We start from the raw sequence: 16631 nt of genomic DNA on the forward strand, positions 1-16631 counted from the left end.
TACAGGATGTACCTTCAGCACTGCAAAAGATTTTTGCTACTTTTAATCTTTTAAAAGTAGCAAAGACCTACACGAAAAAATAAGAACCTATCCTGACTTTTGAGGTCGTGAATGCTTTGATCTGAGATTATTTTTAAAGATACTGATCAATTACCGCAATATGCTTGGCTAAAGATCCTGTATTTTTCTGCATGATCTGCTGCGCCGCAATGTTTAATCTGGCAGCTTTATCTTGATCGGTCAAAAGTTCAATTAATTCCTTCGCTGCCTGCTCGGCATCATTTAAAACTTTTACACCACCTACAGCGACAAATTCATCAACAATGGTTTGGAAATTAAAGTAATTTTTACCCAAAACTGTCGGTACATTTAATGCAATGGGTTCTAAAATATTATGTCCACCGCCCGGCTCGTTCAACGAACCGCCGACAAAGCAGACTTGGCTTAAGGCATACCACAGCCACATCTCGCCCATACTATCGGCTAAATAGACTTGGGTATGGGTTTTAATTTCTTCACCTAAACTACGACGTTGAGTGTTTAGGTCTAAGTTTTGTGCAAGCTGAAATACTTCATCGAAGCGTTCCGGATGACGTGGCACAACAATGACCACAATCTCTGGATTTTGCATCAGATAAGGCTTTAACGCGTTCAGTAATTTTTGTTCTTCTGGTGCATGCGTACTGGCGAGGGTAATAATTTTACGTGATGCTAAATTCCATTCTTGTTTGAGTTGCTCGGCTTGTTGAATAGATGTTGCAGGTGCATGAATATCAAACTTGATACTGCCCAAGACCTGACTTTTATTTTTAGGCATGCCCAAATTTAAAAACCGTTCCAAGGTCGCTTGATCTTGTGCCAGTAACTGGTCTAAACCATTCAGCATGCCTCGGGTCAGCCCTTGAACTTTGCTGTAGCCTTGGGCAGATTTTTCCGAAAGTCGGGCATTAATCAGCAAACAGGGCACTTTAAATTGCTGCGCCTGATCGATTAGATTTGGCCAAATTTCAGTTTCTACCAAAGCCAGTAATTTTGGCTGATATTTCTGATAAAACGCCTGCACCAAATGTTTCTGGTCTGCAGGCAAATACACGGCCTGAAACAGCTGCTCATATGGGGCTTTTAAAAACAGGGATTTTGCACGTGCCTGGCCAGTCTTGGTGGTATTGGTCACTAACACCGCATGACCCAATTTCAAATAATGTTCGATTAAAGGTTGTGCTGCATTGGTTTCGCCCACAGATACCACATGGAACCAGATGGCATGCAGGTTTTTAGGCGGCTGGAAAGGGCCAAAGCGCTCTAGACACTCTTGTTGCAATTGCTCCATATTCAACGCACGTTTTTTGATCTTCCATTGATACAATGGTTTAATGACGGATAATGCTGCGTTGTACCAAAAAGGAGTAGCCAAACAAGTTGCCTCTAATTGTGTTCAATCGGCAAAATATAACAGAGCAGCCTCCACATGTTAATGAATTCTGCTCTGCTCAATGATTTATTCTGCTTTACCGCTGGATAAACTTAGCTTTCGGCTAGCTGTTTATTAAGGAAAGGATAATCAATATAACCTTTTGCCACATCGGTTCCAATCATATTTTCAAACTTCAATTCATTCAGTGGTTCATCTTCCACCAAACGCTCAAAAAGGTCAGGATTGGCAATATAGGCTTTACCAAAAGACACCGCTTCTGCTTTGCCCGATTCCAATAATTCAAGCGCATCTTCACGACTTAAACGCATATTGGCAATATACGGCACGCCACTTGAACGCGCTTTCATTTCCAGACTGATGCTGTCATCGGCTAAATATTCACGAGTAAAGAAGAAGGCAATTTTGCGCTGGCCCAATTGTTCTAACACATAACCAAAAGTTTCTTTCGCATTGGCATCGCCCATATCATGCTCATCGCCACGCGGTGCCAAATGCACCCCAACACGACCTGCACCCCAGACTTCAATCAGGGCATCTACCACTTCAAGCAGAAAACGGCTACGGTTTTCAACTGAACCGCCATAAAGATCGGTACGCTTATTGGTTGAACTTTGCAAGAACTGGTCAATCAGATAACCATTGGCAGCATGCAATTCCACCCCATCAAAACCGGCAGCTTTGGCACGAATGGCAGACTGTTTGTATTGCTCGGTAATCGCTTGAATTTCTGATATTTCCAGTGGACGCGGCACCACGTATTCACGTTTCGGACGTAACAAGCTGACATGACCAGCCTGTTGTACGGCACTGGCTGAAACCGGCGTTTCACCCTTTAATAAATCAGGATGCGATACCCGGCCGACATGCCACAATTGCGCCACGATCAAACCGTCTTTGGCATGTACGGCATCAGTAACCAGTCTCCAGCCTTCCACTTGCGCATCAGTAAATAAGCCCGGCGTTTTTTCATAGCCATTGGCTTCTTCAGAAATTACCGTTGCTTCTGAAATGATTAAACCTGCGCTTGCACGTTGTGCATAGTACTCGGCCATCATTGCGGTCGGCACACGATCTACAGTGGCACGGCTACGCGTCAAAGGTGCCATCACGACACGGTTTTTAAGTTTGAGTTCACCAAACTGAATCGGTGTTGAAAAATCTGTCATCAAGCAATCCTCTTACAGCTTGCCCGGACTGATTAAAGTCTAAAGCGCATGCTGTAAATGTTGTAAAAATTCCTGGATCAGTGCTTCATTACGCGAGAAATAAGACCATTGCCCATATTTGGTTACATCAATCAGTCCTGCCTGTTGCAGCACCGACAAATGATTGGACATGGTCGATTGAGAGATATCGGCAATTTTTTCCATCTGCCCTGCGCACACGCCACGACTAAAATCATTTCCGCACTCTTCAGTGGAAATGTAACGCTCAGGTTCTTTTAAACATTGCAGAATCTGACGTCTAATCGGGTTGGCTAAGGCTTTATAAATTGCTTCTGTGTCCATCTCATTTCACTCATGTCATGATCAGCACCTTACCTAGAATCATTATATCGAATTTATACGATATTAATATCGAAATTTATCGATATTGTATATTCATTTTGTAAATTGCTGCAATTTTGTACAACTTTACTCTATTCTAACATTGTCTGATCATTGAGTTTCATCAACTCAAATCTCTCAATTTTAAAGCTAAAAAAACAGAGGACCAGCCTCTGTTTTCAAGCCATAAACTTATAAGCCCTGTTTTAAGCTGGCTTCAATAAATTTATCCAAATCGCCATCCAGCACTGCACCGGTGTTCGAGCTTTCCACACCGGTACGCAAATCTTTAATACGTGAATCATCCAGTACGTAGGAACGAATCTGGCTGCCCCAACCGATATCCGATTTGGTATCTTCTAGTGCTTGAGCGGCATCGTTACGAATTTGCATTTCACGTTCATACAGTTTTGCACGTAACTGTTTCCAGGCATGGTCACGGTTGGCATGTTGTGAACGCTGGTTCTGACACGCCACCACAATCCCTGTTGGTGCATGGGTTAAACGTACCGCAGAGTCGGTTTTGTTAATATGCTGACCACCGGCACCCGATGCACGATAGGTATCGGTACGAACATCCGCAGGATTGATGTCAATTTCAATATTGTCATCAACTTCAGGCGACACAAAAACCGCAGAGAATGAAGTATGACGACGGTTACCCGAGTCAAAGGGCGATTTACGTACTAAACGGTGCACACCGGATTCGGTACGCAACCAGCCATAGGCATAGTCGCCTTCTACACGAATCGTCGCCGATTTAATTCCGGCAACATCACCGTCAGATTCTTCCATCAATTCAGCTTTAAAGCCGTGACGTTCAATCCAGCGCAAATACATGCGCAGCAGCATTGAAGCCCAGTCCTGTGCTTCTGTACCACCAGAACCCGCCTGAATTTCCACATAACATGGGTTTGGATCCATGGGATGACTGAACATACGGCGGAATTCAAGTTTTGCCAGTTCAGATTCAGAGCCATCTAATTCTGCTTGCACATCTTCAAGCAAACTTTCGTCATCTGCTTCAACCGCTAAATCAAGCAACGCTTGCGCGTCTTCAAGTTGCGTCGATAACCCTTCAAGTACATTGAGTACGTTTTCAAGCTCGCCTTTTTCTTTGGCCATGGCTTGTGCACGACTTTGATCATTCCAGATTGTCGGATCTTCTAACTCGCGGAGAACCTCTTCCAAACGCTCTTTTTTCAGATCGTAGTCAAAGATACCCCCGTAGTGTTTGACCACGGTCGTTTAAGTCTTTTAGTTGGTTTAGATAAGGATTAATTTCCACGTGAATTACTCTCAATCAGAATACTAGGCTTAAATAGGCAGTAATTATAACACAGAGCATGGATGCAATTTTAGAGGCGCTACGATCAGATCACTACTGTCAGTTTTGAAATTTTTATTGATTTAAGCACGTGAATCATCCTTAAAGCCTTGAATAAATACTTGGCATATTTATTAAAAAGATTTGCCTCAAAACAGCCAAAATTAATTTTTAATTTAAATCCGGCTTATAAAAAATAAATCTTTGAAGACTCAATTTTCGTCCAAATCATCATCATGTGTTTAGACAATTCAGTGATCAAAAAATGAGTATAAAAGCAGGCTCAATTGAGGATATTTTTTAATATTAACTCACTATTATGTTACAAAATACTTAATTTTTTATTAAAAATTCACATAAATTCATTAACTCTCCATAATTTTAATAAAACAAAACATTTAAATAATATTATATTTTTCAAATAGTTAATTAATTTAACTTACATAAGATTACGTTAGCAACATTTGAGTAACCTTGCGAGGATTGACCCAGATTTATTTTGCTCTAGACTTAAACTTGTAACAAAAAATGTATTAATTTTAACCATAAATTTTAGGGGTAGTATCCATGAAAAAATTAGCCATTGCTTCAGCACTTCTTTCTGCTCTAGCAGTAACAGGTACAGCAAATGCATACCAAGCCGAAGTAGGCGCAGCAGCAGCTTACGTGGATCCAGATAATGGCAGTTCAGGTAGTGCTTTTGGTGTAAATGGTACTTATTACTTTAACCCCGTTCAAACTCGTAATGCCCCACTTGCAGAAGCAGCGTTCCTTGACCGTGCAAGTAACGTAAATGCACAAGCAACATTTGCTGATCGTGGTGATGTAGATGACAACACTTACGGTATCGGTGCAGAAGTTTACGTACCAAATTCTGACTTTTACTTAAGCGGTAACATCAGCCAAAATCAAACAGAACGTTATGATTTTTTAGGTCAAAAATTTGACTTTGACACCACATACTATGCCGCTGAAGTCGGTTACCTTCCAGCTCCAGGCCTATTGATTGCTGCTGGTCTTAAAGGTTATGACAACGACTATGACGATGGCGTAGATCCAACACTCCGTGCGAAATATGTTACTACCTTAAGTAATGGTAAAGACATCAACCTAGAAGCTGGTGCTGCATTTGGTGATCTAGATGAGTACAATCTTGCTGCCGATTACTTCATTGATAAAACACTAAGCGTTGGTGCTGACTATCATAACAATGACTTAGTTGATCAAAGTGAATTTGGTATCAATGCACGTAAATTCATTAACCAACAAGTAAGCCTTGAAGGTCGTGTTGGTTTCGGTGAAATCGGTAATAATGACTACAACTCATTTGGTGTAGCTGCAAAATACCGTTTCTAATCACTTCTTAACCTATTTTCATAAAATGGCCCATCTTTAGATGGGCCATTTTTTTGCACTCAAAAAAAGCATTTAGGTATTTTTTGCACATTGACGGGGCGAATATAAACTGTACAATTTGTTACAACTGTTAATAAAACAGTTATATTTTTATAACAAAGAGAGAAATATAAATGCTTAAGAAACTTGCTCTTGCTACAGCACTTCTTGCCAGCCTAGGAACTGCACATGCTTACCAAGCTGAAATCTATGCTGCATATGAAAATACTGATATTGATGATACTGATGGCGTTGATACATATGCAATTGGGGGGAAGTATTATTTAAATGGGGTTCAAGTTAAAAATGCTCCTCTTGCTGAAGCTGCTTTTTTAGGCAAAGCTAGCAATATTGGTTTGGCTTATGCCAATGCAAGCACCGATGAAGAAGGCATTGAACTTAAAATTGATACTGTAGGTATCAATGGTGAATTCTTTATTCCCGATACACAATTCTATGTTGCGGGTAGCTTAAATCGAGCAGAAATTACTGTTGAAAGTGAATTTGGTAAAGTATCTGATGATAATACCGGTTATGCTTTTGAAGTCGGTTACTTACCTGTTGAGGGTTTATTATTAGCCGCAGGTGTTTCAAAAGAAAATGTCGATGCATATCAAGTCGGTAAACAAGGCTTTATCAATACTTATAGTGCTACTTCTGCATTAGCAGATGATACCGCGCTTACCTTGCGTGCTAAGTATGTAACTTTGATTGGCAACCACTATGCTAACTTTGAAGCATCAACTGCATTTGGTGATGAAACGACGTATGGCTTAGCTGCTGACCTTTATATTGACCCAACTTTAAGCGTGGGTGTGTCAGTTAATGATGCGACTTTAGATGATTTTGACCCTGTATTCTCAGTTCGTGCTCAAAAATTCTTTACTCCTGCAATTGCTGCAGGTGTGAACTACACGACGACTGATGGCGCTGACTCATTCGGTATTAACGGTACATTCCGCTTCTAATCAGACCCGATGAATCAAATCAAAAAAAAACGCTCAGCTGAGCGGTTTTTTTATTGTGATAAATGTATGACCCGCAGTTGTAAACTGACGTTGCCATTAAATTCATTTTTATCGATTTCATACACCAGTCGAATACTATTTTGCATGGCATCAAATTCAAATTTTTCACTGGCATTAAAGGCAATCGCTTCCACAATTTGGCCATTCTCCAAAGCTAAACGCAATTTCAAATGGGTTTCTTTCAACCAGCGATAATCCAAGACTTTAAATACGCCTTCAAAAATCGGTGACGGAAACTTTTGTCCCCAGGGGGTTAGATTTTGCAGCAGATCGACTGTATCAATTTGAAAATTTGCTGTCGGTAATTCACCATCCGTCCATACAGTCGCCTGAAACAGTGATTCATCCAGAGTTGAAATTAACTGCTCAAAAGCGTGCTTAAATTCTTCAAAATGCTGTTTCTTGATGGTTAAACCCGCTGCTGCGGCATGTCCACCAAAGTGACTGACCAAATGCGGATGTTGTTTCGCAATCAGTTCAATCGCATCCCGAATATGCACGCCCTCTATGGAACGTGCAGAACCTTTGATATGAATACCATCGTCATCTGCCGCAAAAACAATACTTGGACGATGAAATTGTTCTTTCAGACGACCTGCCACAATGCCAATCACGCCCTGATGCCAGTGCGGTTCAAACAGAATTAAAGCTGTGGGTAAATCTGCCTGATCCAATTGCAAAGTTGCTAATTCAGATAAGGCCTCTTGCTTCATCTGCGCTTCCACCTGACGACGCTCAATATTCAATTGATTCAACTGCTGCGCCAATGGATAAGCCGTTTGCATATCACTTGCCAGAAGACATTCAATACCAATGTCCATGGTTTCCATGCGCCCAGCTGCATTAATTCGTGGACCAAGTACAAAGCCCAAATCTTGGGCTTTGAGTTGCGACGGTTCGCGTGCTGCAATATCGAGTAAAGCACTAATCCCTGCACGACATTGATTTTGCTGAATCCGTTTAACCCCGGCATCGACCAAAATGCGATTGTTATAATCTAGACTTGCGACATCTGCATAAGTACCCAGTGCAACCAGATCTAAATACTGGGTCACTTTGGAAGTCGACTTTCCGAATTTGCTTCGATAACTCGACAGATTGGCAAGTAAGTAAAATGCAACCCCCACCCCCGCCAAAGCCTTACTCGGAAATTCACAACCCAGTTGATTCGGATTCACCACAGCTTCAGCTTTAGGCGTTTCCTTGGTGGTCAAATGGTGATCGGTAATAATTACCTGCATGCCATGTGCTTGAGCTTGCTCAACGCCAGCATGACTGGAAATACCGTTATCGACCGTTATCAGCAGGTCTGGCTGATAGCGGATAAAAGCCAGGTCGGCAATTTTGGATGTTAAACCATAGCCATACTTGAACCGATCCGGAACCAAATATTTAACATTGGCACCCATATCCCGTAAAGCTAAAACCATCAATGCGGTGCTGGTTGCACCATCGGCATCATAGTCACCGACAATAACTATTTTTTTATTTTCATCAAGAGCTTGATCCATAATTTGAATGGCTTGTTCTAAACCCTTCATATTTGGAGCAAGTAAATTTTTCAGTTTAAATTCAAGCTCTTGTTCAGATTGCACACCACGGCGCGCTAAAATTTGCGCAACAAAGGGCGACACGCCCTGAATATTTTCAGGGCGTGTAATAAAAGGTCGTTGCTGAATCAGGGTTTTTGGCATTTAAGGCATGAGCCGTTGTAATTTCCACGTAGCGTCGATTCTTTCATAACTTAAGCGGTCATGTAAACGGTTTGGCCGCCCTTGCCAAAATTCATAATAGTCCGGCACCAGACGATAACCACCCCAGAATTCCGGTTTGGCCAATTCTGTTTTATCTCTTACCTTATCTTGCAACGCCTGGAAACGCGTTTGCAATTCTTCACGGCTGGCAATGACCCCAGTTTGTGGGGTACTGATATGCGCGGCAATCTGGCTATCCCGTGGACGTTTATGATAATAGTCGGTCGACTCTGCTAAGGAGATCTTTTCAACTTTACCACTCACCCGAATTTGACGTTCCAGTTCAGGCCAGTAGAACAGCAGTTCCGCATAAGGATTTTCGATTAAATCCACACCTTTTTGACTGTCATAATTAGTATAAAAATCATAACCTGCCTGCGTTGCACCGCGTAATAATACGGTACGTACGTGCGGACGACCTTGCGCATTTGCCGTGGCCAAAGACATGGCATAGGGTTCATGCAACTTGGCTTCTAAAGATGCGTTAAACCATGTTAAAAACTGTACATGTGGATTCTCATCTACATGTGCTTCATGTAATTCACCTTTTTGGTAACTTAAGCGAAGTTCGCTCAAGTCTTTAATCACATCATTCATATTGTTCCCTTAAGCCGTATTGGCACGCACAGCATCTGCAAGATGGTTGGCTAAATCGGTCACTTCCTGAAGATCTTCACCTTCCACCATCACCCGAATGACCGGTTCAGTGCCCGATTTACGAATCAGTAAACGACCTCGACCTTTAAGTTGTTGTTCCGCTTTTTCAAATTCAGTCACCAGTGCAGGCACCGCATAGGGATCAAACATTGAGTCTAAGCGAACATTTACCAGTACATTGGGCAATAAATGGAAATCTGCAACCAGTTCATGCAAGGCTTTTTTCTGTTCAACCATGACCGTCAATACTTGCAAGGCTGCAATAATCGCATCACCTGTGGTGCTCTTGTCTAGCGTCAAAATATGCCCGGATGGCTCACCGCCAATCACCCAGCCATTTTCATCTAGTGCCTGCAAAACATAACGGTCACCTACACTGGCACGTATAAATGGAACTTGCGCTTTTTCGAGTGCCAATTCAAGTGCCATATTGCTCATTACCGTACCGACAATTCCGGCAGGTTTCTGGCTCGCTTGGGTCGCCAGAATATAAAGGATGTTATCACCATCCACCAACTGGCCATATTTATCCACCAAAACTACGCGGTCGGCATCACCATCAAAGGCAATCCCTAAGTCAGCTTGATGTTCAAGCACTGCTTTTTGCAGGCTTTCGGGATGGGTTGAACCACAGTCTTTATTAATATTTAAACCATCAGGTTCGTTATAAAGTGCAATAACTTTAGCACCTAATTCTTTAAAGACCGAAGGACCTACGTTATACGCAGCACCATTGGCACAGTCCACCACGATCTTTAAATTACTTAAGTCAAAATGATAAGGAAATGTGGATTTACAAAACTCGATATAACGGCCGTTGGCATCTTTAACACGAACGCTTTTACCCAGGTTTGCGGTATCTTCAATTTTCAATTCTTTTTCAAGTTCTTGATTAATTGCATCTTGAACTTCATCGGGTAATTTTTTGCCTTCGCTTGAGAAAAATTTAATCCCGTTATCAAAATAAGGATTATGCGAAGCTGAAATCACAATGCCTAAACTGGCATGCAAAGCACGGGTTAAATGTGCAATCGCGGGGGTTGGCAATGGTCCCAATAAATGAACATAGACTCCAGCAGCATTTAAACCGGCTTGTAATGCAGATTCTAAAATATAGCCAGATAAACGGGTATCTTTACCCATAACCACGATGGGCTTGGTTTTCTTACTATATTGTTTTAATACTTTACCTGCTGCAAAACCTAGCTTAAGTGCAAATTCAGGTGTAATTGGAAGCTCCCCAAACTTTCCGCGAATACCATCTGTTCCAAAATAACTCATTTTTCACTCACTTCTTATATATATGATGATATTCATCATCCAATTTTATCCGCAATTACTTTACACCAAAATCAAAAAAGCCGTCATATAAATGACGGCTTTTCAAGGCTTGGATTACCAAAACTCAACCAATACGGTAGTTTGGCGCTTCTTTAGTAATGGTCACATCATGCACATGTGATTCAGACATACCGGCCGAAGTGATTTTGACGAACTTCGCATTTTGACGAAGATCTTCAATCACGGCTGAACCGGTATAGCCCATAGATGAACGTAAACCGCCCATCATTTGATGCACGATGTTACCCATTGGGCCTTTGTAAGGTACGCGACCTTCAATGCCTTCCGGGACGAGTTTTTCCTGACCTGCTTTAGCGTCCTGGAAATAACGGTCTGCAGAACCCGTTGCACCCGCCATTGCACCCAACGAACCCATACCACGGTAAGCTTTGTAATAACGGCCCTGGAAGAATTCAACTTCACCAGGCGCTTCTTCAGTCCCTGCCATAAGTGAACCGACCATAATGGTACTCGCACCTGCACCAATGGCTTTTGCCATATCGCCAGAGAAACGAATACCACCGTCAGCAATTAAAGGAATCTGATCTTTCAATGCATTTGCAACAGAATCAATCGCAGACATTTGCGGCATACCAATACCGGCAACGATACGTGTAGTACAGATTGAACCCGGACCAATACCGACTTTAACCGCATCCGCACCGGCATCAAGTAAAGCCAATGCAGCATCACCCGTTGCGATGTTGCCGCCAATCACCTGCACTTGCGGATAGTTGGCCTTAACCCAACGAACACGTTCGATTACACCCGCAGAGTGACCGTGTGCAGTATCTACCACAATCACATCTACGCCTGCTTCAACCAATGCTTCAACCCGTGCAGGGGTTTCAATCCCTGTACCCACTGCCGCACCAACACGTAAGCGGCCAAGGTCATCTTTACAGCTGTTTGGATAAAGCTCTGCTTTACGGAAATCAGTAACCGTAATCAAACCTTTAAGTTCGTTGTTGTCGCCCACTACCAATACTTTTTCAATACGGTTTTTTTGTAATAAGGCTTGGATATTTTCTTTAGATTCGTTTTCACGAACAGTCACCAAACGGTCTTGCCCAGTCATGATGTTGCTGACTGGCTGTTCCAGATTGGTCACGAAACGTGTATCACGACCAGTGACAATGCCGACCACTTTGCCATCTTTAACAACAGGTACACCGCTGATATTGTTGGCTTGAGTAATCGCAATCAGTTCACGAACCGTTGTTTCTGGCGTCACAGTGATAGGGTCTTTCACCATCCCTGCTTCGAATTTTTTCACGCGGCGTACTTCAGCTGCTTGAGCAGAAATATCCATATTTTTATGCAGGATGCCAATACCACCGTTTTGCGCCATCGCAATTGCCATACGTGATTCTGTCACAGTATCCATTGCAGCTGAAACAAGAGGAATATTCAGATTAATGCCACGAGTAAGGCGTGTCTTTAGAGAGACATCTTTTGGGAGGACAGTTGAGTAGGCAGGCAGTAATAAGACATCATCGAAGGTTAGTGCTTCTTGAACGATGGTCAACATAACAGTCTCACTGGTAATTTCCGTGCGCTATTATAAACAAAAAATACAGGTTTATTCATGTTAATTGCAAAGCACAGTGAAAAATAAATTTACATTACTGCACATTTAAGAATTTTTTTGTTCAAAAACAGCAACTCTGCTGAATTATATGACTTAAGACTTAATTTTAGCGACGATTAAACTAAACCACCTGATCAAAATCATCGTTGCTTTGTTCTGCTGTTTCAAGGGGTATAAACGGAATCATAGTGTAAGCACGTCGGGCTTTATTGCATTGCTCATCGGCAATTTTGACTTCCTTACACGAGGAACTGCGTGCCTGATACATCCCCCAGCTTACCTGCTTGCCTATTTCACCTGTCAGGGCAATACAGCGTGGTGACTTTTGATGAGTGCCAGTCATACACGAATACACTGCTGTTACAGGTTGCGTATAGTGGTCCGGCATGGCAAGACCTTCTGCCCAATAAAATGAAACCCGGAAATAGGCGCAGCACGCGCCACAGCTTAAACAGGCATCCTGCGTGGGGATTTGAGACAACATTCTTATCAATCCCTATCATCAAAAGTTTAATTTTTAGAAAGAAATATTAAAAAATGTTGCTTTTATACGCAAGGAAAATCAGTGAACAGCAGAGATATTATTCAGGACAGGTAAATACGGTTTCATCCATCAAGTCGATACCGCACTCTAAAGTTTCAATCCAGTCCAGGAACTGGTTAACCTGCTCTTTACCCATAAATGGCGTACCGTGCTGCGGCACGATCATTTCAATATCCATAGTACGCACCATTTTTACCCAAAGGCGAATCACTTTATTGGAACACATATAGCGCTGGTGAAAGCTTTTCATCTTGGGAATATGCGCTGCAAAGTTTTCCAATGGTTTAGCGGCATCATCCACCATTGATGCGCCCATATCACCTGAAAATAAAATTTTTGCAATCGGATCGTAAAACTGAAAGTTGCCAACCGAATGCAGGAAATGTGCGGGCACAACAATAATACGTGATTCGCCCAAAGGAATAATCCCACCGTGATCCGGCAATTCAATCAGGCGTTCCAACCATCCACCTTTCATTCGGTCACTCATAAAGGCCGAGTTCAAATGCGGTAAGAAACGTGCCCAGAGTTTAGAAGCCACCACTTTGGCTTCGGTATAGACCAACCAGCGCGGCATCGAGGTAATAATATCGGGGTCCTGATGGGAAGCCATCACATAATCGAGATTGGTCAGGCGGGTATATTTATTCAGCTCCATGGTCAGTGGAACATAGGTTAAATCCCCGCCTGGATCCAGCACTGCGGCACGTTCATGATCTAGAATTAGAAACTGGTTAGCTTGTACACCCTCACCTTTGACCAGGCTGGTAAAGCTAATACATTTATGTGTGCCATTATCAAATAACACTTGTGATGTAGTGCGATCAAACGCCATATCCTATTCCCCCAAATATTATTGTAAAAGTACATTTTAAATGCCATACAACATATAGGGAATTATTGTAATTTACAACAAACATATATTGATATATTGTGATTTTTATCAGTAAATTGCGGCATATTTGGCCATAAAAAATCCCGACTAAAATGCCAGGATTTTTCTTTACTATTCGACTTTAAAAGAAATAATGTTGCACCAAAGTCGCCACACCAATAATCAAGAATATGCTCGCACCAATTTTATGAATCAGAGGAATTGGCAATTTGTCAGCCAGCTTGTTCCCGATAAAGACTGCAGGCGCATTGGCAATCATCATCCCAAGGGTGGTGCCCAGCATCACCCAGAACACACTGTCAAAACGCGCTGCCAGAGCAACGGTGGCCACTTGGGTCTTGTCGCCTATTTCTGCCAAGAAGAACAGCACAAAGGTTGCCCCAAACACACCGTATTTTTGCCATTTATTAATATTATCGGTTTCATCTTCCAGCTCATCTGGAACAAGCATCCACAATGCCATGGCGATAAAGCCAATCGACACAATCCAGAGCAACACATCTGGACTTAATACCGTAGTAATCCACTGACCAAGCACTGCCGATATACCATGATTCAATAAGGTGGCAAATAAAATGGCAAATAGAATAGGAACGGGTTTTCGAAAACGTGCCGCAAGGAGAAGTGCTAATAGTTGAGTTTTATCACCCATTTCAGCAAGGGCAACAATAGCGGTAGAGATGAGCAGTTCATACATGAGATCTTTCTCTGGCTAGCAAAATTTGCCAATGACTTATCGCTCCTGCTAGCCAAAATCTGCGGAGTGATAAATCAAAGGTCTTGCCAACAAAAAAAGCTTTCAAAAAGCTGAATTGGTTCTTTGCTATGATGACCATGTTCTGTTGAACAATTATGTTGACCATCACCTTTTTACATTGCGTAAAAAGCGGCTACTCCCCAATGAAGTGGAGTGATTTTAATCGCAAAGCTGTTTTTTATCAAATCAATTTACTGTCAGTATTTTACAATAGAAGATTAAAATAAATAAAATTAAGCAATAATGATGAGATGAGTAGGATCTTTCAGACATTTTAATGATCTGGCACCCATAAAAAAACCCTGCCGAAGCAGGGTTTATCTTATTGGCGTTTTATGAGCTAATTAGAGCAACAAAGTCCGGATATCCGCCAAAAGCTTGGTTAGTTTATTGGTAAAGCGGGCAGCATCAGCACCATTAATCACACGATGGTCATACGACAAGGACAATGGCAACATCAGGCGTGGATCAAAACTTTCACCATTCCATACCGGTTGCATGGTTGCAGGTGAAATACCCAAAATTGCCACTTGAGGCCAGTTCACCAGTGGTGTAAATGCGGTTCCACCAATTGAACCCAGACTGGTAATGGTAAAATTCGCACCTTGCAAATCTTTCGGTGATAATTTTTTCTCACGCGCCTTTTTGCTTAACTCGCCCAGCTCAATTGCAATTTGCTTCACTGATTTTTGGTCTGGGTTACGCAACACAGGCACAGTCAAACCATCCGGTGTTGCCACCGCAATGCCCATATGGATTTCATTGCGCAGCAATACAGATTTTTGATCATCGGCCAAATGACCTGCAAAATAAGGCTCTTCCTTTAAAAGATGCGCCAAGGCTTTGGCAATGAAAGCCAAAATGGTCAGGCTAATACCTTCTTTCTTAAAGTTGCCTTTCAACTCGCCACGCCAAGCTTCAAGCTCGGTAATATCTGCAGCATCAAACTGCGTGACTTGAGGGATGAAGTTATTCAATGACAATTGCGGTACAGAAACCTGTTGCAAGCGTGTCATGGCTTTTTCTTCAACACCACCAAATGCAGAGAAATCTGGAAGTTTTGGCAGACTGGCTGCCTGAACAGCAGCAGCTGCTACAGGAGCAGGTTGCGACGTCGTGAGGCGAGTTTTGACATAAGCCTTCAGATCTTCTTTCATCACACGCGCATGCGAACCAGATGCTTTCACATCCGATAAAATCACACCCAATTCACGTGCCAGTTTACGCACAGCAGGGCCAGCATAGACTTTCGAGTTGGCTGCATTCTGCTCTTTGGTCAGCTTGTCTGCATTATCGGTCGTCGCTGCCGCTTGAGCAGCAGGTGTAGCCGGGGCTGTTTCTGCTTTTGTAACTGCTGCTTTCGGTGCTTCAACTTTGGCTGCAACAGGGGCAGCATCTGTTTGCGCTTTACCTTCAATCGTAACCAGTGCAATGCCTTCAGAGACATTTTGACCCACTTCAACGTGAATCGCTTTAATCACGCCTGCTGTAGAGCTGGGAACTTCAACCGTGGCTTTATCTGACTCAACCACAATAATGCTTTGATCCGCTTCAACCGTGTCACCGACTTTCACTAAAATTTCAGCAACCGTGGCTTTGTCCACACCCAGATCAGGCACGCTAATTTCAATTGCACCGCTTTGAACCGGAGCAGCTTCTGCTACAGGTTCAGATTTCGTTGTAGCAGCTTGTACGTTTTCTGCTTTCGGAGCGTCCACAACAGTTTCAGCTTGGGTCGCGCCAGCAACTTTCACCTTAATCAGCACCACACCTTCTTTTACCGTGTCGCCTTCAGTAACTTCAATACTTTCAACGATACCCGAAACTGAACTGGGTACTTCAACCGTGGCTTTGTCGGATTCAACCACAACAATGCTTTGATCAACGTCAATAGTATCGCCGACGCTGACCAGAATTTCGCCCACCAGCGCTTTTTCTACGCCAATATCCGGCACCTGAACTTCGACAATGCTGCTTGATGCAGAGGCCGGTGTAGCAGAATTTGCAGGGGGATGCGGCTGATGAGCTGCAAGTTCCTGCATAATTTCTTGATCAGGCAGTGAGGTCGGGGTATTTTCCGATGTCTTTTGTGAAGCATCCGCCTCTTGAACTTCAGTTGCTGCATTGGATGCATCTTCTGCTTCAAGTTCAATTAATGCGATGCCTTCAGTAACATTATCACCCAGATTAACCAAAATGCTTTTTACCACACCTGCTGAAGTGCTAGGCACTTCAACAGAGGCTTTATCCGATTCCAGCAAGACCAGACTGTCATCAACAGCCACGGTATCGCCGACTTTTACCAAAATTTCCGCAACGCTGGCTTTATCTACCCCAATATCAGGTGTTTTGATTTGCAT

General features: G+C 42.7%; 14 protein-coding genes and 1 riboswitch. Of the genes, 2 read left to right on the forward strand and 12 right to left on the reverse strand.

The window, feature by feature from the left end:
- Window positions 1-133 precede the first annotated feature (133 nt).
- The 4 genes from E0H80_RS11930 to prfB all read right to left on the reverse strand — a co-directional run bounded on the left by E0H80_RS11930 (window position 134) and on the right by prfB (window position 4270).
- A complete protein-coding gene (locus tag E0H80_RS11930) occupies window positions 134-1414 on the reverse strand; it encodes a 3-deoxy-D-manno-octulosonic acid transferase (protein ID WP_131366115.1) in 1281 nt (426 codons plus the stop codon).
- 110 nt (window positions 1415-1524) lie between these two features.
- Window positions 1525-2601: an alkene reductase gene (locus E0H80_RS11935; RefSeq protein WP_131366117.1), complete on the reverse strand. Its 1077-nt coding sequence runs from the start codon at window positions 2599-2601 to the stop codon at window positions 1525-1527.
- A gap of 39 nt (window positions 2602-2640) precedes the next feature.
- Entirely contained in the window at window positions 2641-2943 is a 303-nt protein-coding gene (locus E0H80_RS11940; RefSeq protein ID WP_067869321.1) for an ArsR/SmtB family transcription factor, read from the reverse strand.
- A gap of 231 nt (window positions 2944-3174) precedes the next feature.
- Window positions 3175-4270 (reverse strand): peptide chain release factor 2 gene (gene prfB / locus E0H80_RS11945; RefSeq protein WP_131366119.1). Its coding sequence is split into 2 segments (ribosomal slippage): window positions 3175-4197 and window positions 4199-4270, totalling 1095 coding nucleotides; the frame shifts between segments, so codons are not numbered across the junction.
- 606 nt (window positions 4271-4876) lie between these two features.
- Between prfB and E0H80_RS11950 the strand changes: the two genes are divergently transcribed.
- Complete coding sequence (locus tag E0H80_RS11950; RefSeq protein ID WP_067869310.1) at window positions 4877-5665, forward strand: putative porin; 789 nt, start codon at window positions 4877-4879, stop codon at window positions 5663-5665.
- Between the two features lie 173 nt (window positions 5666-5838).
- On the forward strand, window positions 5839-6672 hold the full coding sequence (locus tag E0H80_RS11955; RefSeq protein ID WP_131366121.1) for a putative porin: 834 nt from the start codon (window positions 5839-5841) through the stop codon (window positions 6670-6672).
- A 50-nt stretch (window positions 6673-6722) separates the two neighbouring features.
- Here E0H80_RS11955 and recJ read toward each other — a convergent pair whose 3' ends face one another.
- The 8 genes from recJ to E0H80_RS11995 form a co-directional block, all read right to left on the reverse strand.
- Window positions 6723-8426 carry a single-stranded-DNA-specific exonuclease RecJ gene (gene recJ, locus E0H80_RS11960; protein WP_131366123.1) on the reverse strand — a complete coding sequence of 568 codons (1704 nt, stop codon included), beginning with the start codon at window positions 8424-8426 and terminating at the stop codon, window positions 6723-6725.
- A complete protein-coding gene (pdxH, locus tag E0H80_RS11965) occupies window positions 8427-9083 on the reverse strand; it encodes a pyridoxamine 5'-phosphate oxidase (RefSeq protein WP_131366125.1) in 657 nt (218 codons plus the stop codon).
- Window positions 9084-9092: 9 nt separating this feature from the next.
- Window positions 9093-10424, reverse strand: coding sequence for a phosphoglucosamine mutase (gene glmM / locus E0H80_RS11970; protein ID WP_131366127.1), 1332 nt, complete (start codon window positions 10422-10424; stop codon window positions 9093-9095).
- Between the two features lie 124 nt (window positions 10425-10548).
- Window positions 10549-12015 (reverse strand): IMP dehydrogenase, encoded by a 1467-nt coding sequence (guaB, locus tag E0H80_RS11975; RefSeq protein ID WP_131366129.1) that lies wholly within the window; start codon window positions 12013-12015, stop codon window positions 10549-10551.
- Between the two features lie 181 nt (window positions 12016-12196).
- Window positions 12197-12559: a YkgJ family cysteine cluster protein gene (locus E0H80_RS11980; protein ID WP_131366131.1), complete on the reverse strand. Its 363-nt coding sequence runs from the start codon at window positions 12557-12559 to the stop codon at window positions 12197-12199.
- Between the two features lie 97 nt (window positions 12560-12656).
- Entirely contained in the window at window positions 12657-13454 is a 798-nt protein-coding gene (locus tag E0H80_RS11985) for an MBL fold metallo-hydrolase (RefSeq protein ID WP_131366133.1), read from the reverse strand.
- 181 nt (window positions 13455-13635) lie between these two features.
- A complete protein-coding gene (locus E0H80_RS11990; RefSeq protein ID WP_131366135.1) occupies window positions 13636-14211 on the reverse strand; it encodes a TMEM165/GDT1 family protein in 576 nt (191 codons plus the stop codon).
- A gap of 73 nt (window positions 14212-14284) precedes the next feature.
- Window positions 14285-14425, reverse strand: a riboswitch (yybP-ykoY riboswitch).
- A 190-nt stretch (window positions 14426-14615) separates the two neighbouring features.
- On the reverse strand, window positions 14616-16631 hold the full coding sequence (locus tag E0H80_RS11995) for a 2-oxo acid dehydrogenase subunit E2 (protein WP_131366137.1): 2016 nt from the start codon (window positions 16629-16631) through the stop codon (window positions 14616-14618).

Source organism: Acinetobacter sp. ANC 4779, from assembly GCF_004331055.1.
GTDB lineage: Bacteria > Pseudomonadota > Gammaproteobacteria > Pseudomonadales > Moraxellaceae > Acinetobacter.